Here is a 21,002-nt window from a genome sequence, read left to right on the forward strand (position 1 = left end):
GAGAGATCGCCGCCCGGACCGGAGTATCGATGACCTCAGCCGTTTCGATGCCAGCCTATGTTCTCGACGAGCAGATCGGCTTCATCCTGCGCCAGGTGAGCCAGCGCCACACGACCATCTTCATGACCATGATGGGCGAGGACCTGACGCCGACCCAATGGGCGGCGCTCGCCAAGCTCCACCAGGCCGGCCCGCTGTCGCAGAACCTTCTCGGCCGGCAGACGGCCATGGACGCCGCCACCATCAAGGGCGTCGTCGACCGGCTGACGAAGCGCGGCCTGACCGGGACGAGCCCCGACCCCGACGATGGCCGGCGCCTGCTCGTGGCCCTGACGCCGGAGGGCGAGGCGACCGTCGCACGCTGCCTGCCCCGGGCGGCCGCCATCTCCGAGGAAACGCTGAAGGAACTGAGCGCCGCGGAACGCGCGACGCTGATCGCCCTGCTGCAGAAGATGCTCTGACGCGCTTCCGGCCCCGCGGCCGGAAACGCGTGCGCCCTATCGGGCCACGATCTCCGGCATGCGCGTCGCCGGCGGGGTGTTGCGGCTGCGCTGCGTGCGCACGATGCCGTCGATGATGGTCATGCCGATGCCCGGCAGGTCGCCGAGGCGCACGGACTCGAGCAGGTCCTTGCCCGCCGAGTGCTGGGCCTTGTCCATCAGCACGAAATCGGCCGCGCGGCCGACCTCGACCAGGCCGCAGTCGAGCTGGCGCATGCGCGCCGTGTTGCCGGTGGCGAAGCAGAAGGCCACCTCTGCCGGCACGTCGCCGAGCGAGGAGAGCAGCGAGACCATGCGCAGGATGCCGAGCGGCTGCACGCCGGAGCCCGCCGGCGCATCCGTGCCGAGGATGACGCGGTTGAGGTCGCCCATCTCGCGCGCGATGCGCAGGGTGTAGAGCGCGGCCCGCTCGTTGCCGTTGTGCACCAGCTCGAGGCCGCGCTTGCAGCCCTCGCAGATGCAGCGGATCTGGTCGTCCGGCAGGGCCGTGTGGCCGCCGTTGATGTGACCGACGACATCCGTGTCCGCCTCCAGCACCACGTCCTTGTCGATGAGGCCGGAGCCGGGGATGGACGGCCCGCCGGTGTGGATGGTCGACTGGATGCCGTACTTGCGCGCCCAGGCCACCATCTTGCGCGCCGTCGGCCCGTCCTTGACGCCGCCGAGGCCGACCTCGCCGAGCAGCTTGACGCCCGCGTCGGCCAGGTCCTTGAAGTCCTGTTCCGTCATGTCCGGCTCGATGCAGGGCGCGCCGGCGTGGATCTTCACGCCGCTCGGGCGGAAGGCGGAGAAGGTGCGCTGGGCGTAGATCGCCATGGCCTTGAGGCCGACGACGTCGCGCGGCCGGCCCGGCGTGTGCACCTCGCCGGCCGAGATCATGGTGGTGACGCCGCCGTGCAGGTTGCTGTCGATCCAGTTGAGCTGCTGCTGGCGCGGCGTCCAGTCGCCGGCCACGGGATGGACGTGGCTGTCGATGAGGCCGGGCGTCAGCACCGTGCCGTTGGCATCGATGACTTCGCTCGCGCCGTCGGTGTCGACGTCCTTCTCGCGGCCGACGGCGGCGATCCGGCCGTCGATCGCGACCACCGTGTCGCCGTCGAGGATCGGCCGCTCGAGATCGCCGCTCAGGATCAGGCCGATGTTGCGAATGACGAGCTTGCCCTTCCCGCCCTGCTGTACCGCGTCGTGCGCCATAGGTTCCCTCTCTCCCGTTGCTTCGACCAGCCTCTCGCCGCCCGCGTCGCGACCCGATTGACAAGCCGGATCAGGTGCGCTAATTTGTTAGTATACAAACAATCTAGAGGCGAGCAAGAGCCCTTCCGGAGGTTCGCATGACCTATGTCGTGACCGATGGCTGCATCCGTTGCAAGTACCAGGATTGCGTGGAGGTGTGCCCGGTCGACTGCTTCTACGAGGGGGAGACGATGCTCGTCATCCATCCGGACGAATGCATCGACTGCGGCGTGTGCGAGCCGGAATGTCCGGCCGACGCGATCGTCTCCGACACTGACCCGCGCGCCGACCGCTGGCTGCCCGTCAATGCGAAATATACCGCGATCTGGCCCAACATCACCGATAAGGGACCGGTCCCGGACGATGCGGACGCGTGGAAAGACGTCCCCGGCAAGGAGAAATTTCTATTTAGTACGGAAAAATGTAAATACTTGCAATTCCGTACGAGATCGTGCAAATAGAAGCTGGTTACCCCTTTTCCCCCGCGCGGCGCCCCGCTATGTGAAGGCGCGGCACTCAACCCCGCGGCACCGGCCGCGACGCAGATCCGGGAGCATGGACGAGAAGCCATGAGCAACTTCAACCAAGAGCGCGTCCTGAGCGTGCATCACTGGACGGACAGGCTGTTCTCCTTCACGACGACGCGCGACCCCGGCTTCCGCTTCAAGAACGGCCAGTTCACGATGATCGGCATCGAGGTGGAGGGAAAACCCCTCCTGCGGGCCTACAGCGTCGTGAGCCCCAACTACGACGAGAAGCTGGAGTTCTTCTCCATCAAGGTGCCGGACGGGCCGCTGACCTCCCGCCTGCAGCACCTGAAGGAAGGTGATCCCATCATCGTCGGCCGCAAGGCCACCGGCACCCTCGTGCTCGACAACCTGATGCACGGCCGCAACCTCTACCTGCTGGGCACCGGCACGGGCCTTGCGCCGTTCCTCAGCCTCATCCGCGACCCCGAGACCTACGAGCGCTTCGAGAAGGTCGTCCTGCTGCACGGCTGCCGCCAGGTGTCCGAACTCGCCTATGGCGAGATGATCACGCGCGACCTGCCGGAAGACGAGTTCCTCGGCGAGGAGATCCGCTCGAAGCTGATCTACTATCCGACCGTGACGCGCGAGCCCTTCCGCAACCGCGGCCGCATCACCGACCTCATCACGACCCGCAAGCTCTTCGGCGACATCGGCCTGCCGCCGATCGACGCCGAGAACGACCGCCTGATGCTCTGCGGCAGCCCGCAGATGATCCGCGACCTCAAGATCATCCTCGAGGAGCGCGGCTTCACCGAAGGCAACCACGGCGAGCCGGGCCATTTCGTCATCGAGAAGGCCTTCGCCGAGCGCTGAGCCCGGTTCAGCTTTCTCCCCTGCCTGAGGCGCGGCCGGCGCGAACCCGCCGCGCCTTTTCTCTTGCGCCCCCTCCCCACGCCTTGCCCCCCGCCCGCTGCTGGCCTATGACGCGCCGATGGCGAAGGGGCGCCAGAAGAAGCGAGCGAGGCGACATGAGCGGCAAGCCGGCAAACGGGCAGGACGGGAACGCCAATGCGATGTGGGGCGGGCGCTTCGCCTCCTCGCCGAGCGCACTCATGGAGGCCATCAACGTCTCCATCGGCTTCGACAGGCGCCTCGCCGCCCAGGACATCCGTGGCTCCGTCGCCCATGCGGACATGCTGGCGAAGCAGGGCATCATCTCGGAAGAGGACCGCGACGCCATCCACGACGGGCTGAAGCGCATCCTCGAGGAGATCGAGGGCGGCCACTTCACCTTCTCGACGGCGCTCGAAGACATCCACATGAACGTCGAGGGCCGCCTGCGCGACCTCATCGGCCCGGCCGCCGGGCGCCTGCACACGGCCCGCAGCCGCAACGACCAGGTGGCGACGGATGTGCGCCTGTGGGTGCGCGAGGCGCATGACCGGGCCGACGCCCAGATCACCAACCTGATGGACACGCTGCTCACCCAGGCGGCCGCCCATGCGGAGACGGTGATGCCCGGCTTCACCCACCTGCAAAGCGCCCAGCCCGTCACCTTCGGCCACCACCTCATGGCCTATGTCGAGATGCTGGGGCGCGACCGCTCGCGCATCCGCGACTCGCGCAAGCGCCTCAACGAATGCCCGCTCGGCGCCGCCGCCCTCGCCGGCACCTCCTTCCCCATCGACCGGCACGCAACGGCCGAAGCGCTCGGCTTCGACGGGCCGACGCGCAACTCGCTCGATTCCGTCTCCGACCGCGATTTCATCCTCGAATATCTGTCGATCGCCTCGATCTCGGCCATGCACCTCTCGCGCCTCGCGGAGGAGATCGTGATCTGGATGACGCCGCAGTTCGGCTTCGTGCGCCTGTCGGACCAGTGGACGACCGGCTCCAGCATCATGCCGCAGAAGAAGAATCCGGACGCGGCCGAGCTGGTGCGCGCCAAGCCGGGCCGCATCATCGGCTCGCTGGTGGCGCTGCTCACGGTGATGAAGGGCCTACCGCTCACCTATTCCAAGGACATGCAGGAGGACAAGGAGCGCCTCTTCGACGCCGCCGACACCTACGAGCTCGTGCTCGCCGCCGTCTCCGGCATGATCTCGGACCTGAAGCCCGTGTCCGAGCGGATGGCGGCCGCCGCCGGCGCCGGCTTCGCCACGGCGACCGATCTCGCCGACTGGCTGGTGCGCGCGCTCGAAATGCCGTTCCGCGACGCCCACCATGTCACCGGGCGCCTCGTCGCCGAAGCCGAGCAGCGCGGCTGCGGCCTGGAAGACCTGTCGCTCGACGTGATGCAGGCGGTGGAGCCGCGCATCACGGACGCGGTCTACGGCGTCCTCGGCGTCGAGAACTCCGTGCGCTCGCGCATGAGCTTCGGCGGCACGGCCCCCGACAACGTGCGCGCCCAGATCGCCTGGTGGCGCGCCCGGCTTTGAACGCCTAGACGCACGACGAACCCCTTGGCCCCATGGCGTAAACGGTCCGCTTCATGCTTTGCTGTGACAAAGCATGAAGCGGAGGCTCAACCCCCATGCCCTGGTCCATTCACGTCGGCACCATCGCCGGCACCGCGGTGCGCATCCACGTCACCTTCCTGCTCTTCCTGGCGTGGATCGGCTTCGCGCAATACCGCCTCGGCGGACCCGCCGCCGCCGCTGACAGCGTCCTCTTCATCGCGCTCCTCTTCCTGTGCGTGCTGCTCCACGAGTTCGGCCACGTGCTCGCCGCCCGGCGCTACGGCGTGCGCACGCCGCACATCACGCTCTTCCCGATCGGCGGCGTCGCGAGCCTCGAGCGCATCCCGGAAAAGCCGGGCGAGGAACTGGTCGTCGCCGTCGCGGGGCCCGCGGTCAATGTCGTCATCGCCCTCGTGCTCGTCATCATCCTCGGCGCGACGGTCGATCTGACGGACATGGCGCGCCTCGAGGATCCACGCGTCAGCTTGCTCGCGCGCCTCGCCGGGGCCAACATCATCCTCGTCCTCTTCAACATGATTCCGGCCTTTCCCATGGACGGCGGCCGGGTGCTGCGGGCGATCCTCGCCATGCGGGTCGGCTTCTCGCGGGCGACGCAGCTTGCCGCCACCATCGGCCAGGGCTTCGCCTTCCTCCTCGGCTTCGCCGGCCTCTTCCTCAACCCGCTCCTCATCTTCATCGCCATCTTCGTCTATCTCGCCGCCTCCTCGGAGGCCGAGCACGTCGCCTTCCGCGACGTCACCCGCGGCCTGCCGGTCGGCGAGGCGATGATCACGCAGTTCGAGGTGCTCGGCCCGCAGAGCTCGCTCGACGATGCCGTCGAGACCATGATCCGCACGTCCCAGAAGGAATTCCCGGTCGTCGACGGCGGCGGGCACCTGCGCGGCATCCTGACGCGCGACGCCCTTGTCATGGCGCTCAGGAACCACGGCGCCGCATCGCCGGTCATCGAGGTCATGAATGCCGAGGTGCCGACGATCCACTACCGCCAGCCGCTCGAGGCCGCCTTTCGCAAGCTCAACGAGGCCAAGGCCCCGGCCCTCGGCGTGCTCGACGGAAACGATCGTCTCGTCGGCCTCCTCACGGCGGAGAACATCGGCGAGATGATGCTGGTGCGCTCCGTGCAGCCGGAATGGCGCTTCGGCCACCGCAACCCGCGCGCCTGACCGATCAGGTGCGGGCGTCCTCCCGCGCCGTCCGGGGTTCGCGCGGGCGCGCCTCCTCCAGCAGCATGGCCTCCTCCGCGCCCGTGCCGACGATGCCTGCGGGGTCGGCAGCCGCCATCAGATCCTCGGCTGCGGGAGGGGCTGCGCGCAGCGGGCGCGGCGCGAGGCCGGTATGGGCGGCAACCGCCAGGACACCCATCAGCGGCAAGACCGTCGTCATGGCGACGAAGGGATCGCTGAAGAAGGCCGCGCCGACCGCCGAGCCGACGAGCCCACCGCCGATCTGCATGAATCCCGTCATGGCTGCCGCGGCGCCGGCGATATGCGGAAAACCGGCGAGCGCATTGGTCGTGACGCCAGGCATGACGAGGGCGATGCCGAAAGCCCACAGCGCAACCGGCACCATGACGGTGGCAAAGCCCGGCGGCAGCAGCCTCAGGCCCACCGCGAACCAGAGGGCGGCCGAGAGCGAGAAGACGAGACCGGCCGAGATGAGGCGGCTCGCCTCGAAGCGGCGCAGCAGCCGCCCGGCGATCACCGTGCCGATGGTATAGGCTCCGGTCTGGCAAAGCATCGACAGGCCGAAACCCGTCGGCGTCAGGCCCACCCGGTCGATCATGACGAAGGGCAGCATGGAGGCGAGGGTGTAGAGCCCGCCGGTGGTGAGGCCGAGCACGAGGCCCGCACGCAGGAAGCGCCGATCGTACAGGAGAACGCCGTAGCTCGTCAGCATGCGGGCCGGACGCGCCAGCGCCCTGTCGGGCGCAAGGTTCGTCTCGCGCGTCGCGAGGGCGAGCGTGAGGACCACGGCGAGGCCGTAGACGACCATGATGACGAACAGGGCGTGCCAGCCGAAGGCGCTCGCCGTCATGCCGCCGAGCGTCGGCGAGACGGCCGGGCCGACGGCCAGCATCAGGCCGATCAGGTTCATGATGCGGGCCGAAGTCTGGCCCGTGAACTGGTCGCGCACGATGGCGCGCGAGATGGCGACGCCGGCCGCCACGCCGACGCCCTGCAGCGCCCGGCCGGCGAGCAGCCAGCCGATGCTCGGCGACCAGGCGGCGACGAGACTGCCGGCCAGGTAGATGGAGAAGAAGCCGATGGCCACAGGCCGCCGTCCAAAGGCGTCCGAAAGCGGACCGCAGACGAGCTGGGCGAAGGCGAAGCCGAAGAAATAAACCGTCAGCGTCAGGTTGATCGCCGCCGGCGTCGTGTTGAAGGCTCCGACCAGCGCCGGCATAGCTGGGGTGTAGAGCGCCAGGCTCACCGGCCCGAGCGCCACGATGAAGGCGCCGATGACGGCGGTGCGCATCTCGCTCATCATCGGCGTGGCGGCGGACGGCTTCATGCTCCCTCCCCGCCGCTGCGGCTGCAGAGATTGCTGCGCATGCGGTCGAGCAGCCGGCGCATGGTTTCGATCTCCTCCTGCGAGAAGTCGCGCGTCGCGTCCTCGCGGGCCCGCGTCAGCACGATCTTGATCTCCTCGACGAGCGGCAGGGCCGCCGGCGTGAGCTGCACCGTCTTGGCGCGCCGATCCTCCGGGTCCGGCATACGTTCAACGAGCCCGCGTGCCTCCAGCCGGTCGATGAAGCCGACGAGCGTCATCGGTTCCACGCTCATGCGCTCGGCGAGGTGGCTCTGGCGAATCGGAGCGAAATGGCTGACGAAGACGAGGGCGCGCGCCTCGCCCGGCGTGAGGCCGAGCCCCGCCTCCTCCATGGCGCGGTCAAAGCGCGCGCGCAGGAGGCGCGCTGCATCCGTCAAGAGGAAACCGAAGGTGGCTGGACCGGATTTCATCGCTCGCCTTAATATAAGTACACCTTATCAAACCAATGGCGAAGGTCAAGGGGCTGCTGCGCCGCAACAGACTTTCCGTTGCCGTTTGACGCACATCGGATTATAGGAACCGCGTGCCAGGGCGCGTAGGCAGCGCGCGCTGTCCCATCCGCTTTGCCATTTCGTGTCATGAGCCGGGCCCCATCCGCCGCGGCAGGAGTTTTCATGCAGCTGCGCAATATCGCCATCATCGCCCACGTCGACCACGGCAAGACGACCCTCGTGGACAAGCTGCTCGCCCAGTCCGGCGCCTTCCGCGAGAACCAGCGCGTGGCCGAGCGCGTGATGGATTCGAACGACCTCGAGAAGGAGCGCGGCATCACGATTCTTGCCAAGGCGACCTCGGTCGTCTGGAAGGGCACGCGCATCAACATCGTCGACACGCCCGGCCACGCCGACTTCGGCGGCGAGGTGGAGCGCATCCTCAACATGGTGGACGGCGCCATCGTGCTCGTCGACGCCGCCGAGGGCCCGATGCCGCAGACCAAGTTCGTCGTCGGCAAGGCGCTCAAGATCGGTCTGCGCCCCATCGTCGCCATCAACAAGGTCGACCGGCCGGATGCGCGGGCGCAGGAAGTGATCAACGAGGTCTTCGACCTCTTCGCCGCCCTCGACGCCACCGACGAGCAGCTCGACTTCCCCATCCTCTACGGCTCGGGCCGCGACGGCTGGATGGCGGCCTCGCCCGAGGGCCCGAAGGAGGCCGGGCTTGGGCCGCTCTTCGACCTCGTACTCGACCACGTGCCGCCGCCGACCGTCGAGGACGGCGCCTTCCGCATGCTCGGCACCATCCTCGAGGCGAACCCCTTCCTTGGCCGCATCATCACCGGCCGCATCTCGGCGGGGCAGGTCAAGCCGAACCAGGCCATCAAGGTCATCGACCGTGACGGCAAGGTCATCGAGCAGGGCCGCGTATCGAAGATCCTCGCCTTCCGTGGCATCGAGCGCCAGCCGATCGAGCTGGGGGAGGCGGGCGACATCGTTTCCATCGCCGGCCTCGAAAAGGGCACGGTGGCGGACACCTTCTGCGCCCCCGAGGTCGACACGCCGCTGCCGGCCCAGCCGATCGATCCGCCGACGGTCACCATGTCCTTCCTCGTCAACGATTCGCCGCTCGCCGGCACCGAGGGCGACAAAGTGACGAGCCGAATGATCCGCGACCGCCTGTTCAAGGAGGCCGAGGGCAACGTCACGCTGAAGATCGAGGAATCGTCCGACAAGGATTCCTTCTTCGTCTCCGGCCGCGGCGAACTGCAGCTCGCCATCCTCATCGAGACCATGCGCCGCGAGGGCTTTGAGCTCGCAGTGTCGCGCCCGCGCGTCGTCTTCAAGAAGGACGAGGCCACGGGCGAGACGCTGGAGCCGATCGAGGAGGTCGTCATCGACGTCGACGAGGAGCACTCGGGCGTCGTCGTGCAGAAGATGTCTGAGCGCAAGGCGGACATGATCGAGATGCGCCCCTCCGGCGGCAACCGGCTGCGCCTTGTCTTCCACGCCCCGACGCGCGGCCTCATCGGCTATCAGTCGGAGCTGATGACCGACACGCGGGGCACCGCGATCATGAACCGGCTGTTCCACGCCTACGCCCCCTACAAGGGCGAGATCGCCGGCCGGCGCAACGGCGTGCTCATCTCCAACGACGCCGGCGAGGCCGTGGCCTATGCGCTGTGGAACCTCGAGGACCGCGGCCCGATGATGATCGAGCCCGGCTGGAAGGTGTACCAGGGCATGATCGTCGGCGAGCACACGCGCGACAACGACCTTGAGGTCAACGTGCTTAAGGGCAAGAAGCTCACCAACATCCGCACGACGTCGAAGGACGAGGCGGTGCGCCTGACGCCGCCCATTCGCATGACGCTGGAGCGGGCGCTCGCCTGGATCCAGGACGACGAGCTCGTCGAGGTGACGCCGAAGTCCATCCGCCTGCGCAAGACCCTGCTCGACCCCAACGACCGCAAGCGCGCCGAGCGCGCCAAGGAAGCGGCGGCGGGCTGACGCCGGGCCAAATGAAAGGGCGCCGAAGGCGCCCTTTTTCATGTCCCGCTTGGGCGACGCTCACATGTCCGGACCGATGCTCACGTCCGTTTCTGAGACGATCGCAACATGCTCGCCAGCCCGGCGCAGCAAGCTCACCGCCGAGCGCGGCAGCCGGTCCTGCGTCGCATAGGCCGCGGCGAAGAACACGAACATCGAGAGAAGTGCGAGGCGGCGGTACATGGTTCGGCTCCCCGGTGCCCGGCGCCGCATCGGCGCGTCAGGCAGGGACAAAATGCGCCGAACCGGAACGGGCCGGCGTGCGCCCCCGCACGCGGCGGGGCCCGCCGAAGCCGGACAAGCAAAAGGGCGGCCACATGGCCGCCCCTGCGCTTCGCAAACCAGTTGAGCAAAAGCCTCCTGAAGGAGCGTCGACGTTCCCTCTCCCCACTCGCGGAAAGAGGGATGAAGATCACAGACCCTCGAACAGCGCCGTCGAGAGATAGCGCTCGGCGAAGGAGGGGATGATGATGACGATGGTCTTGCCGGCGCTGTCCGGACGGGCGGCGATCTCGAGGGCCGCAGCCACCGCCGCGCCGGAGGAGATGCCGACCGGGATGCCCTCGAGGCGGGCGACCAGGCGCGCGGTGTCGAAGGCCGTCTGGTTGCCCACCGTCACCACCTCGTCGATGACCGAGCGGTCGAGCACCTGCGGCACGAAGCCGGCGCCGATGCCCTGGATCTTGTGCGGGCCGGGCTGGCCGCCGGAAAGAACGGGCGAATCCTCGGGTTCGACCGCGACGACGCGCAGCGAGGGCTTGCGCGGCTTCAGTACCTGGCCGACGCCGGTGATGGTGCCGCCGGTGCCGACGCCCGAGACGAAGATGTCCACCGCGCCGTTGGTGTCGTTCCAGATCTCCTCCGCAGTGGTGCGACGGTGAATGGCCGGATTGGCCGGGTTGGCAAACTGCTGGGGGATGATGGAGCCGGGGATCTCGTTCTTCAGTTCCTCGGCGCGGTTGACGGCGCCGCGCATGCCCTGCGGGCCGGGGGTGAGGACGAGTTCGGCGCCGAGCAAGGCGAGCATTTTGCGCCGCTCGATCGACATCGTCTCCGGCATGACGAGGATGAGGCGATAGCCACGCGCGGCGGCGACGAAGGCGAGCGCGATGCCGGTGTTGCCCGAGGTCGGCTCGATGAGCGTCGCACCCGGCCTGATCAGGCCGCGCTCCTCGAGGTCGTCGATCATGCTGACGCCGATGCGGTCCTTCACGCTGGCGATGGGATTGAAGAACTCGAGCTTGGCGAGGAGGTTGGCCTTGACGCCCTTGTCCTTCGCCAGCCGGTCGAGCCGCACCAGGGGCGTGTCGCCGATCGTCTCGGTGATCGAATTGTAGATCCGCCCGCGCCCGGGCACATGTTGCTTGTCCGTTGCGGGCTTGGTGGCTGGTTCGGCCATGATCTCGTCTCCACCCTGCTGCCGGCCTGCCACAGAAATGAAAGGCAGGCCAGGTGATTGAACCTCAGCCCCGATAGCATATTTACACAAAGACTGTCGATAATATTCCTATAATCACATTCTATATCGTAAAATCGACCGACGACGGCACGAGCCCGAAGACCGCGGCCTCCTCGGCGCGTCGGCACAGGTCTTCGACCGTCGATTCATCGAGGATCCTGAGAAAGGCCTCCCCGGCATCGCGCACTACCGGCCCGACGACGAGGTCGACGAGGGCGGATTCCGGCACGGGCGGCAGCGATTCCTCCGTTGAGGTCGCCATCGCCGCCCGCACGATCTCGCCGGCCGTGATGCGGCGGCGCTCACGCGCGAGTTCATAGCCGCCGCGCGGTCCCCGAACTCCCTTGAGGATGCCGGCCCGCACGAGTTGCTGCAGCACCGTCTCAAGATGACGCGGCGGCAGGTTGTGACGGGCCGCGAGCAGTTTCGCCGCCACCGGGCTCGGCCGTGCGTGGATGGCCACGTCGACGACAGCGGCAATGGCGAGAAGGCTGCGCCGGGAGAGCAGGATCATTGTCGTCGTTCCTCTTCGTCTGCTTCTCGCGGGTCACATGCCGGTCGACCCGAAACCGCCGGCGCCGCGTTCCGTCGCGCCCAGCCGGTCGACTTCCGCCAACCGGACCTGCCGCACGGGCGCGACGACCAGCTGTGCAATGCGCATACCGCGGCTCACCGTAAAATCCGCTGCACCCGTGTTGATCAGAATAACACCGATCTCGCCGCGGTAATCCGCATCCACAGTCCCCGGCGCGTTGAGAACGGTCACGCCGTGCTTCAGGGCGAGACCGGAGCGTGGCCGCACCTGCGCCTCATAGCCGGGAGGCAGCGCCATCGCGAAACCGGTGGGCACGAGCGCGCGGCCGCCGGGCGGCAGCGTCACCGGCCCATCGGCGGGCACGGCCGCCATCAGATCGAGCCCGGCGGCATGCGCGCTCTCGTAGCGCGGCAGCGGCAGGTCACCCGCATGCGGCAGGCGCACGACCTCCACGTGCGGTTCGGCAGGCGGCGTCGGTGTCATGCGGATCCCTTCGGCATGGCGGCGGCGATGCGGGCCACGAGCCGGCGCGCCACCTCGTCCTTGTCCATGGTCGGCCAGTCCTCGACGCCCTCGCCGGTGACGAGATGCACCGTGTTGCGCGTGCCGCCCATCACCCCCGTGCCGGGGCCGACGTCATTGGCGACGATCCAGTCGCAGCCCTTGCGCAGACGCTTCTGGCGGGCATGCTCCACCACCTTCTCCGTCTCGGCCGCGAAGCCGACGACGAGGCCGGGCCGCTGCTCGGCACGATGCGCGATGGTGGCGAGGATGTCGGGGTTCTCGACGAGGGTGAGCCTGGGCGCCCCCTTGCCGTTCTTCTTCATCTTCTGAGCGGCTTCGCCCGCCGTGCGCCAGTCCGCCACCGCCGCGGCGAAGACTGCGGCATCGGCCGGTAGCGCCGCCTCGACCGCCGCCAGCATCTCGCGGGCGGTCTCGACGGCCACCGTCGTCACCCCCGCGGGTGGGGCGATGGCGACCGGCCCGGACACGAGCGTCACCCGCGCCCCGGCGGCGGCCGCGGCGGCCGCGATGGCGTGCCCCTGGCGCCCGGAGGAGCGGTTGGCGATGTAGCGCACGGGATCGATCGGCTCGTGCGTCGGGCCCGACGTGACGAGAACGTGGCGGCCGGCGAGCGGCAGGTCCGCACCGCCGAGAAGCCGCTCGACGGCGGCGAGAATCTCCATCGGCTCGGCCATGCGTCCGGGGCCGAACTCGCCGCGCTCGGCCATGGCCCCCTCGTTCGGTCCGACGACGGTAACGCCGTCGGCCTGGAGGAGCGCCATGTTGCGGCGCGTCGCGGGGTGCTGCCACATGCGCGGGTTCATCGCCGGGGCGACGAGGACCGGCTTGTCGGTGGCAAGAAGCGCCGTCGAGGCGAGATCATCGGCATGGCCGCCGGCCATCTTCGCGAGCAGGTCGGCCGTCGCCGGCGCGACGACGAGGAGGTCCGCCGAGCGCGACAGTTCGATGTGGCCGATGTCCGCCTCATCCGTCAGCGAGAAGAGGTCGGTAAATGCGCGCTCGCGCGACAGGCTGGCGACGGAGAGCGGCGTGATGAATTCGGCGCCGCCCTTCGTCAGGATCACACGCACCTCATGGCCGCGCTCCTTCAAGCGGCGGATGAGATCGAGCGACTTGTAGGCCGCGATTCCGCCACCGATGATGAGAAGGATACGCTTGGTCACGCGCCGCTCCCGTCGAGGATCGATCCGGCGCCGGGCGCTTTCGGCGAGCGAGGCCGGCGCGGCGCGACGCGCAAACTAGCGCGTCGTGCACAGCGCGCAAACAGTTCAGCGCTCCAAGGATGCCTTCGAAGCGGAAATGAAGAATCAACCTTAACGTGCAGAGCGGCGGATTTTCAGCCGCCGAGCCACATGGCGGCCAGGATGGCGGCGATAGCCCATAGCGCCAGATTGCCCCAACGGGCGCGGCGGGCCTCGGCGCGGCCGATGTCGGCAACGCTTTCCGGCGCGAGCAGGAAGCCGCGCTCGCCGGCGATCTCGAGCTGCTCGACGATGCGCTCGCCGCGGTTGAGAATCGACGGCAGGTGCCCGGCGAAGCCCGCGATCGACAAAGCGCCGCGCCCGGCCTCCTCCAGCCGGCCGACGGGGCCGAGGTTGCGCTCGATCCACTGGCGCACGACCGGGTCGGCCGTCGACCACATGTCGAGGCGCGGGTCGAGGGAGCGCGCCACGCCCTCGACCACCACCATGGTCTTCTGCAGCATCACGAGCTCGGTGCGCGTGTTCATGTCGAACAGCGCCGTGATCTCGAAGAGCAGCGTCAGGAGCTTCGCCATCGAGATTTCGTCGGCGCGCCGGTCGTGGATCGGCTCGCCGATGGCGCGGATGGCCTGGGCGAAATCCGCGATGCTGTGGTGGCGCGGCACGTAGCCCGCCTCGAAATGCACCTCCGCCACCCGGCGGTAGTTGCGCGTGATGAAGCCGAGGAGGATCTCGGCGAGAAAGCGCCGTTCCTTGTGGCCGAGCCGGCCCATGATGCCGCAGTCGACCGCGACGAGCCGCCCCTCGGGATCGACGAAGAGATTGCCGGGGTGCATGTCGGCATGGAAGAAGCCGTCGCGCAGCGCCTGGCGCAGGAAGGACTGGATGACCGTGCGCGCCAGCACCACGCGGTCGTGGCCGGCGGCGACCAGCGCCGCCATGTCTGACAGCGGCGTGCCGTCCACCCACTCGCTCGTCATGACGTCGCGAGCGGTCAGGTCCCACTTCACCTGAGGTACGCGGAAGTCGACGTCGTCGCGGGTGTTCTCGCCGAGCTCCGAGAGCGCCGCTGCCTCGAGCCTCAGGTCCATCTCCATGGCGACGGAGCGCGCCAGCGTCTCCACCACCTCGATGGGCCTGAGGCGCCGCATGGACGGGAACAGGCGCTCCGCCATGGCGGCGGCAAAGCGCATGGAGGCGAGATCGCGCGCGAAGCGCTCGCGCACCCCCGGCCGCAGCACCTTGACCGCGACCGTCAGCGCTCCCTCACCCTCGCCGATGCGTGCCCTGTGCACCTGGGCGATGGAGGCTGCGGCGAGCGCCGGGCCGAAGTCGCTGAAGAGCCTTTCGATCGGCACATCGAAGGATTCCTCGATGGTGCGCACCGCCTCCTCGCGCGGAAAGGGCGACAGCCGGTCCTGCAGGCTCTCGAGATCGGCCGCCGCGCGCACGCCGACGACGTCGGGCCGCGTCGCCAGGAACTGGCCGAACTTGACGTAGGAGGGCCCGAGCCGCGTCATCGCCGCCGCAAGGCGCGATCCGCTCTCGCGCGCGCCGCGCCGCTCGACGATGCGACCGAGCGAGATCATGAGGCGCATCGCCGGCGGCAGCGGGGCGACGTCGGTCAGGGAGAGCGCCCCTTCGCGCGCCAGCACGAAGCCGACGCGGGCGAGCCTGAAGCAGTGGACGAGCGCTGAGATCACGAGCGCCTCAGATCTTCCAGCCGGAATGCAGGGCAACGATGCCGCCCGTCATCGGCCGGGCGGTGACACGCACGAAGCCTGCTTCCTCGATCATGCCGGCAAAGGCGCGGGCCTTGGGGAACTTGCGGATCGATTCGACGAGATAGCGATACGGCTCGCCGTCACCCGTCACCATGCGGCCCATCGCCGGGATGACATTGAAGGAATAGGCGTCGTAGATCGCATCGAGCACCGGCACGTCGACCCGGCTGAACTCGAGGCACAGGAAGCGGCCGCCGCGCTTCAGCACGCGGTGCGCCTCCTTCAGGGCAAGTTCGATGCGCGGCACGTTGCGGATGCCGAAGGCGATCGTATAGGCATCGAAGCTGCGGTCCGGAAAGGGCAGGCTCTCGGCATTGCCCTGCACGAACTCGATGTCGTGCGCATGGCGCGCCGCCGCCCGGGCGCGCCCGACAGCGAGCATCTCGCCGTTGATGTCGAGCACCGTGACCTTGGTATCCGGCCCGCCGGCGTCGCTCACGCGGAAGGCGATGTCACCGGTGCCGCCGGCGACGTCGAGATGGTGAAAGGGCCGGTGCCGCGGCGGTCGCAGTGTGGAGACGAGGGCATCCTTCCACGCCCGGTGCAGGCCGCCCGACATGAGGTCGTTCATCAGGTCGTAACGGCTGGCGACCTTGTGAAAGACATCGTCGACGAGGCGCTGCTTGTCCGTGAGCCTCACGTTCGAGAAGCCGAAATGCGTGTCTTCGTCGCGCGCTGCCGTCATCGTCCCACCTCATCGAACGCCGGGACCATAGCCCGGCAGGCGCGGTCGCGCCATGGCACGGCACGTTGCGCCCCCCGGGGCCGTCCCGAAAACGGCGCGCCGCACCTTGGGCCGGCTCAACGCGCCGCGAGGAAAGCCTCGTGCTCAGCCAGGAGCGCGCCGGACAGTGCCTTCTCGATCAGCGCCCGGGTCTCCGCGACGCCATAGAGGGCGATGAAGGAACCGAAGCGCGGCCCGCGTTCCTCGCCGAGCAGCACCTGGTAGACGCTCGAGAACCACTGCTGCGAGACGCCCGGACGCCCGTCCGGACTCTTCGTCTTGCCGCTGAGATCGGGGAAGTGCCGGCGACCGACCTCGTAGACGACCGCCTGAAGGGCATCGGCGTCGCTCGATCCTTCGAACGCCGCAAGCTCGTTGTCGAGATCGGCGAGCGCCTCCCGCTCCGCCTCGCTCGCCGCCCGGAACGTCTTGGCCGGGCGCACGAAGTCCCGGAAGTAGTTGACGGCATGGCCGACGAGCTTGTCGAGGCGCGGATGCGTCTCAGGCGACGCGCCAGGCGCATAGCGCCGGATGAAGCCCCACAGCACCGCCGGATCCTCGGTATTGGCGACGCCGGCAAGGTTGAGCAGCATGCCGAAGGTAAGTTGCGTCGACGTCCCGTTGGCGCCGGCCGCCTCGATCGTCTCGGGCGCCGGCGGCTCGCCGGCATGGATGTGCCAGGCCGGATTGCCGAGCCGGTGCTTCCACTCCTGCCGGCCGTATGCGTTGAGGAAGCCGAGATAATCGTCGACGTGGCGCGGGATGACGTCGAAGAACAGGCGCTTGGCCTCGCGCGGCTTGTTGTACATGAAGAGGGCGAGGCTTTCGGGCGTGCCGTAGCGCAGCCACTCCTCGATGGTCAGGCCGTTGCCCTTCGACTTCGAGATCTTCTGACCGTTCTCGTCGAGGAAAAGCTCGTAGTTGAAACCCTCGGGCGGCGGCGCACCGAGCGCGCGGGCAATCTGGCCCGACAGACGCACGGAATCGATGAGGTCCTTGCCCGCCATCTCGTAGTCGACTCCGAGCGCCACCCAGCGCATGGCCCAGTCCGGCTTCCATTGCAGCTTGGCATGGCCGCCAGTGACCGGTGTCTCGAAGCGCTCGCCCGTCGCGGGATCGCGCCAGACGATGGTGGCGCTTTCCTTCCTCACCTCCTCGATCGGTACCTGCATCACGATGCCGGTCTTCGGATGGACGGGCAGGAAGGGCGAATAGCTCTGCGCCCGCTCTGCCCTCAGGCTCGGCAGCATGATCGCCATCACCTCGTCATAGCGCTCGACGACGAGGCGCAGCGTGGCGTCGAAGCGGCCCGAGGTGTAGCACTCGGTCGCCGACATGAAGGTGTAGTCGAAGCCGAAGGCGTCGAGGAAGGCGCGCAGGCGCGCGTTGTTGTGGTGGCCGAAACTCTCGTGCGTGCCGAAGGGATCGGGCACCCGCGTCAGCGGCTTGCCGATATGCGCGGCGAGCATCTCGCGGTTCGGCACGTTGTCCGGCACCTTGCGCAGCCCGTCCATGTCGTCCGAGAAGGCGACGAGCCGCGTCGGGATGCGGTCTTCCGTCAGCACGCGGAAGGCGTGACGCACCATGGAGGTGCGCGCCACCTCGCCGAAGGTGCCGATGTGCGGCAGGCCCGAGGGGCCGTATCCCGTCTCGAACAGCGCCTCTTTCTTGCCCGACCGCTCCAGGCGCGCAACGAGTTTGCGCGCTTCCTCGAACGGCCAGGCGGCCGAGGCGCGGGCGGCCTCGACGAGCGCGGGATCGAGATGGAGCGGATGCGTCATGATACAGGTCTCTTCAAGAATGAGGGGCCGGCCGCCGATCTGGGCCGAGGCCAGGGCGGGCGGACACTAGGTAGGGCACCCCCGCGCGTCAACGCGGCATTTCCCGCCAAATTCCGGAAAGGTCAATAGAAGCCGACCGGGAAATGGCGCAGGTAGAGCTCGGCATAGGTGCCGTTGTCCCAAAGGCGCTGCAGCGCGTAGTCGAATGCGCGCCTCAGCACCTTGTCGTCCTTACGCAGCACGAAGCCCACACCCTCGCCGAAATAGCGGCTCTCGAGATAGGGGCCGCCGACGAAGCGGCAGCAATCGTCGGCCACACGCCCGTTGAGCCACAGGGCAAGGCTCATGCCGTCGCCGAACAGGTAATCGACTTCGCCCGCCCTCAACGCCTCACGCGCCGCGATCAGATTCGCATAGGGCTTCGCCTCGGTCTCGGGGAAATAGGCTTTCAGGAAGGCTTCGTGCGCGCTGCCGGCAATCACCGCGATGGAGCGGCCGGCGAGCACCTCGGGCGTAAGTCTGTCCGGCGCCTTCTCACGGCGCACGACGAAGCGCGCCGGCATGCGGTGGAAGGGGGCCGTGACGGCAAAGCCCTCCCTCAGAGATGCGGTGATGGCAATGCCGGCAGCCACCACGTCGCCGTGGCCGGCTTCAAGCGCCGGCAGCAGCGTGTCGAATCGGCGCGCCTGGATGGTGCAGGCAACCGACAGCACCTCACAGGCGGCGCGCGCAAGCTCGACCGCGAAGCCAGTAGGCACACCGTCGGGACCCGCGAAATGCAGCGGCGGAAACTCATCGTCCGTCATCACCCGCACGACCCGGACCCAGGACAGGTCCGGCTTCTCGATGCGCGTCCGCGTGTCCCAGAAATTGGGCACGATGGGACCGTCCGCCTCGGCCGCAAGGACAGGTCCGCCGAGGAACACGAGGACGAGCAATCGAAGCAGCGATGCCTTGAACACTCCGCCTCCTTGAGAACCTGCCGGCTGATATCTGCAGTTGTGCGCCAAGGGCGCCCGTGCCGGCAAGGGGGTCGCGGCGCTACCGAGCACCGAGCCCGGCTCTTCGAAACAAACAAATTTACAAAATTCCGCCTGTGGATAATCTGTCTGCGGGTTACGGGGCATAATAGATGAAGAGTGAAATTCTCTCCTCCGAAGCCGTCGGGGGAAATCAATGGCATTTAGATCAACAAAGCGAAGATGTCTATTTGAACTATACAAGTTTTGATTGCGGGGCAGACACGGACGAAATCGGTTTTCTGCTGCAGCACGGCGTGTCGGGACAGGCTCTCGCCGAGGCCCGCCGACGTGCATACCTATGGCGGGTCTCACCCTTCGAAGCACTTCTCGCGTGCGGCGCCATCGACGAGGAGAGGCTCTATGCCGCCGTCGCCGAGGCCGTTGGCATGCCGTTCCTGCGCCGCAACATGCGCATTGGCACCGGCGCACGTTTCCCCGAATGTCTGACCGCCGGGGTTGTGCCGCTGCACCCTGACGAGCAGGGCCTGCGCTTCGCCATCGCGCCGGGCGTGCGTCATCTCGGCCGGTTCATGGAGCAGCACGCCCGCTGGCACGATGCCGGCGTGGCGCTCACGACGCCGCGTCTGCTGACGAGGCTGGCGATGCGTGCCTTTCCCCGACACATCGCCCATCTTGCCGCCAATGGTCTTGCCGATGCGGCCGCCGCGCTCTCCTACCGCGGTCAGATGAGCGGCCCGCAAATCGGCCTGCTCGCGCTCGCCGTGGGCGTCATGAGCTTCTTCCTCGTCCGGGCGCCGGCGGCAGCCTTCGGCCTGTTCGCCTCGCTGTGCGGCCTCGTCTTCATCGCCATGGTGACGGTGCGCCTCGCCTGCTGCCTGGAGCCGCCCCGGCACCCGCCGCGGCGCAGCCCGGAGGATCACGCGCTGCCGACCTATACCGTCATCGTGCCCCTGCACAGGGAAGAGCGCGTCCTGCCGCAGCTCCTCGCCGCCCTTGAGGATCTCGATTATCCGCCGGCCAAGCTCGATATCAAGCTCGTCGTCGAGAGCGACGACGCGACGACCGCCGTGGCGCTGCGCCGTCAGACGCTGCCGCCCTGGTTCGAGGTTGTCGTCGCGCCACCGGGCCTGCCGCGCACCAAGCCCCGCGCGCTCAACTTGGCGCTGCAACTGGCACGCGGCGAATATACGGTCGTCTACGATGCCGAGGACGTGCCTGAGCCGCAGCAGTTGCGCCTAGCGGCCGCGCATCTGGCCGCCGCGCCCGCGCATGTCGCCTGCCTGCAAGCGCACCTCGCCATCGACAATGTCGACGACAGCCTGCTGACGCGCCTGTTCGCCATCGAATATGCGGTGCTGTTCGATGTCATCAATCCGGGCCTTGCCACCTTCGGTTTCCCTGTGCCGCTCGGCGGCACGTCCAATCATTTCCGGACGGCGGTGTTGCGCAGGGTCCATGCCTGGGATGCCTGGAATGTCACCGAGGATGCCGACCTCGGCCTCAGGCTGGCGCGGCTCGGCTACGCGGTCGAGGACCTGCCGTCAACGACGCGGGAGGAGGCGCCGGCCCGGCTGCGCGCCTGGCTCGCCCAGCGTGCGCGATGGATGAAGGGATGGCTCCAGGTCTGCGTCACGCATACGCGCGAACCGCGAACCGCGCTGCGGCAGCTGGGCCCCGCCGGCACTCTGGGCGCCTTCGCAACGGTGGCCGGGACCGTGTTGACGGCGCTGTTCTTCCCCATCTTCCTCATCGCATCGGTGCGCATGCTCGCCGACGGCAGCCTGCTCGCCGCCGACGAGCCGGTTCGCCGCGCCGTCGCCGCCATCGGCCTCACACTCTTCGCGGCGGGCGGCCTTGCCATGCTCGTACCCGCCTGCATCGGCCTGCGTCGCCGGAAGCTGCAGCGGCTCGCGCCCTATGTCGCGCTCATGCCGCTCTATTTCGTGCTGATTTCCTTCGCCGCCTGGCTGGGTGCGATCGAACTCATCTGCAGCCCGTTCCGCTGGAACAAGACGGAACACGGGCTAGCGCGCACATCCGAAGCGGCGCGGCGCCGCACGGCTTCCGCCGAAGCGATCATTCATCCCGTCAGAAGCAACCGGCGATCGCCGTGAGCAACCAGTCGGCGAAAACGGCCTGGGACGACTGGCTCCAGAAGAAGAGCCCCGCCGCCATGAGCGCGACGCCGAAAACGGCCGAGACGGCAAGCAGGAGCAGCCGCTGCCCGCTCGTCAGCGCGACCTCATCCGAGGTCCGTACTCCGCCGCTCAGCTTCGTGCCATCCACAGCACAC

The 21,002-nt window shown here is 68.2% G+C and carries 20 protein-coding genes; 7 read left to right on the forward strand and 13 right to left on the reverse strand.

Annotated features, from left to right (window positions below; genetic code table 11):
• Nucleotides 1-29 precede the first annotated feature (29 nt).
• Nucleotides 30-461, forward strand: a complete 432-nt coding sequence (locus P2T65_RS06630) for a MarR family transcriptional regulator (RefSeq protein ID WP_055459450.1) — start codon at nt 30-32, stop codon at nt 459-461.
• A gap of 36 nt (nt 462-497) precedes the next feature.
• Here the strand turns inward: P2T65_RS06630 and P2T65_RS06635 are convergent, their stop codons facing one another.
• Complete coding sequence (locus P2T65_RS06635) at nt 498-1,694, reverse strand: amidohydrolase family protein (RefSeq protein WP_055459451.1); 1,197 nt, start codon at nt 1,692-1,694, stop codon at nt 498-500.
• Nucleotides 1,695-1,831: 137 nt separating this feature from the next.
• On the opposite strand from P2T65_RS06635, the gene fdxA reads away from it, so the two are divergent.
• From fdxA to P2T65_RS06655, 4 genes are all read left to right on the forward strand, one after another.
• The gene (fdxA, locus tag P2T65_RS06640) at nt 1,832-2,194 is read left to right on the forward strand and encodes a ferredoxin FdxA (RefSeq protein ID WP_276199456.1); all 363 of its coding nucleotides are present in this window, start codon (nt 1,832-1,834) and stop codon (nt 2,192-2,194) included.
• Nucleotides 2,195-2,302: 108 nt separating this feature from the next.
• Nucleotides 2,303-3,076, forward strand: coding sequence for a ferredoxin--NADP reductase (locus P2T65_RS06645; RefSeq protein WP_063186709.1), 774 nt, complete (start codon nt 2,303-2,305; stop codon nt 3,074-3,076).
• Nucleotides 3,077-3,231: 155 nt separating this feature from the next.
• On the forward strand, nt 3,232-4,641 hold the full coding sequence (gene argH / locus P2T65_RS06650) for an argininosuccinate lyase (RefSeq protein WP_276199457.1): 1,410 nt from the start codon (nt 3,232-3,234) through the stop codon (nt 4,639-4,641).
• A gap of 95 nt (nt 4,642-4,736) precedes the next feature.
• Nucleotides 4,737-5,846, forward strand: coding sequence for a site-2 protease family protein (locus tag P2T65_RS06655; RefSeq protein ID WP_055459453.1), 1,110 nt, complete (start codon nt 4,737-4,739; stop codon nt 5,844-5,846).
• 4 nt (nt 5,847-5,850) lie between these two features.
• Here the strand turns inward: P2T65_RS06655 and P2T65_RS06660 are convergent, their stop codons facing one another.
• Nucleotides 5,851-7,194 carry a multidrug effflux MFS transporter gene (locus P2T65_RS06660; RefSeq protein ID WP_276199458.1) on the reverse strand — a complete coding sequence of 448 codons (1,344 nt, stop codon included), beginning with the start codon at nt 7,192-7,194 and terminating at the stop codon, nt 5,851-5,853.
• On the reverse strand, nt 7,191-7,643 hold the full coding sequence (locus P2T65_RS06665) for a MarR family transcriptional regulator (protein WP_055459455.1): 453 nt from the start codon (nt 7,641-7,643) through the stop codon (nt 7,191-7,193). Before P2T65_RS06665 ends, P2T65_RS06660 begins: the two co-directional genes overlap by 4 nt.
• A 204-nt stretch (nt 7,644-7,847) precedes the next feature.
• Here P2T65_RS06665 and typA point away from each other — a divergent pair, with 204 nt between their 5' ends.
• Nucleotides 7,848-9,677 carry a translational GTPase TypA gene (gene typA, locus P2T65_RS06670; RefSeq protein ID WP_055459456.1) on the forward strand — a complete coding sequence of 610 codons (1,830 nt, stop codon included), beginning with the start codon at nt 7,848-7,850 and terminating at the stop codon, nt 9,675-9,677.
• Nucleotides 9,678-9,737: 60 nt separating this feature from the next.
• On the opposite strand, the gene P2T65_RS06675 is transcribed toward typA, so the two are convergent.
• The 9 genes from P2T65_RS06675 to P2T65_RS06715 form a co-directional block, all read right to left on the reverse strand.
• The gene (locus P2T65_RS06675) at nt 9,738-9,899 is read right to left on the reverse strand and encodes a hypothetical protein (protein WP_157672332.1); all 162 of its coding nucleotides are present in this window, start codon (nt 9,897-9,899) and stop codon (nt 9,738-9,740) included.
• A gap of 229 nt (nt 9,900-10,128) precedes the next feature.
• Nucleotides 10,129-11,115: a cysteine synthase A gene (gene cysK / locus P2T65_RS06680; RefSeq protein WP_055459457.1), complete on the reverse strand. Its 987-nt coding sequence runs from the start codon at nt 11,113-11,115 to the stop codon at nt 10,129-10,131.
• Between the two features lie 121 nt (nt 11,116-11,236).
• Nucleotides 11,237-11,689 (reverse strand): Rrf2 family transcriptional regulator, encoded by a 453-nt coding sequence (locus tag P2T65_RS06685; protein WP_019402126.1) that lies wholly within the window; start codon nt 11,687-11,689, stop codon nt 11,237-11,239.
• 33 nt (nt 11,690-11,722) lie between these two features.
• On the reverse strand, nt 11,723-12,193 hold the full coding sequence (dut, locus tag P2T65_RS06690) for a dUTP diphosphatase (protein WP_055459458.1): 471 nt from the start codon (nt 12,191-12,193) through the stop codon (nt 11,723-11,725).
• Complete coding sequence (gene coaBC, locus P2T65_RS06695) at nt 12,190-13,398, reverse strand: bifunctional phosphopantothenoylcysteine decarboxylase/phosphopantothenate--cysteine ligase CoaBC (RefSeq protein WP_063186720.1); 1,209 nt, start codon at nt 13,396-13,398, stop codon at nt 12,190-12,192. The genes dut and coaBC overlap by 4 nt, the downstream gene beginning before the upstream one ends.
• A 173-nt stretch (nt 13,399-13,571) precedes the next feature.
• Nucleotides 13,572-15,140: a 2-polyprenylphenol 6-hydroxylase gene (gene ubiB / locus P2T65_RS06700; RefSeq protein WP_276199459.1), complete on the reverse strand. Its 1,569-nt coding sequence runs from the start codon at nt 15,138-15,140 to the stop codon at nt 13,572-13,574.
• A 7-nt stretch (nt 15,141-15,147) separates the two neighbouring features.
• The gene (gene ubiE / locus P2T65_RS06705) at nt 15,148-15,906 is read right to left on the reverse strand and encodes a bifunctional demethylmenaquinone methyltransferase/2-methoxy-6-polyprenyl-1,4-benzoquinol methylase UbiE (protein ID WP_055459461.1); all 759 of its coding nucleotides are present in this window, start codon (nt 15,904-15,906) and stop codon (nt 15,148-15,150) included.
• A 116-nt stretch (nt 15,907-16,022) separates the two neighbouring features.
• Nucleotides 16,023-17,726, reverse strand: a complete 1,704-nt coding sequence (locus P2T65_RS06710; RefSeq protein ID WP_276199460.1) for a lysine--tRNA ligase — start codon at nt 17,724-17,726, stop codon at nt 16,023-16,025.
• A 122-nt stretch (nt 17,727-17,848) separates the two neighbouring features.
• Nucleotides 17,849-18,688, reverse strand: coding sequence for a transporter substrate-binding domain-containing protein (locus P2T65_RS06715; protein WP_072249491.1), 840 nt, complete (start codon nt 18,686-18,688; stop codon nt 17,849-17,851).
• 314 nt (nt 18,689-19,002) lie between these two features.
• Between P2T65_RS06715 and P2T65_RS06720 the strand changes: the two genes are divergently transcribed.
• Nucleotides 19,003-20,823 carry a glycosyltransferase family 2 protein gene (locus P2T65_RS06720; RefSeq protein ID WP_157672604.1) on the forward strand — a complete coding sequence of 607 codons (1,821 nt, stop codon included), beginning with the start codon at nt 19,003-19,005 and terminating at the stop codon, nt 20,821-20,823.
• Here the strand turns inward: P2T65_RS06720 and P2T65_RS06725 are convergent.
• Nucleotides 20,798-20,995, reverse strand: a complete 198-nt coding sequence (locus P2T65_RS06725) for a hypothetical protein (RefSeq protein ID WP_055459464.1) — start codon at nt 20,993-20,995, stop codon at nt 20,798-20,800. The two genes, P2T65_RS06720 and P2T65_RS06725, sit on opposite strands and share 26 nt — an antisense overlap.
• Between the last annotated feature and the right edge of the window lie 7 nt (nt 20,996-21,002).

Source organism: Chelatococcus sp. XZ-Ab1 (assembly GCF_029309855.1).
Classification (GTDB): Bacteria; Pseudomonadota; Alphaproteobacteria; order Rhizobiales; family Beijerinckiaceae; genus Chelatococcus_A; species Chelatococcus_A sambhunathii.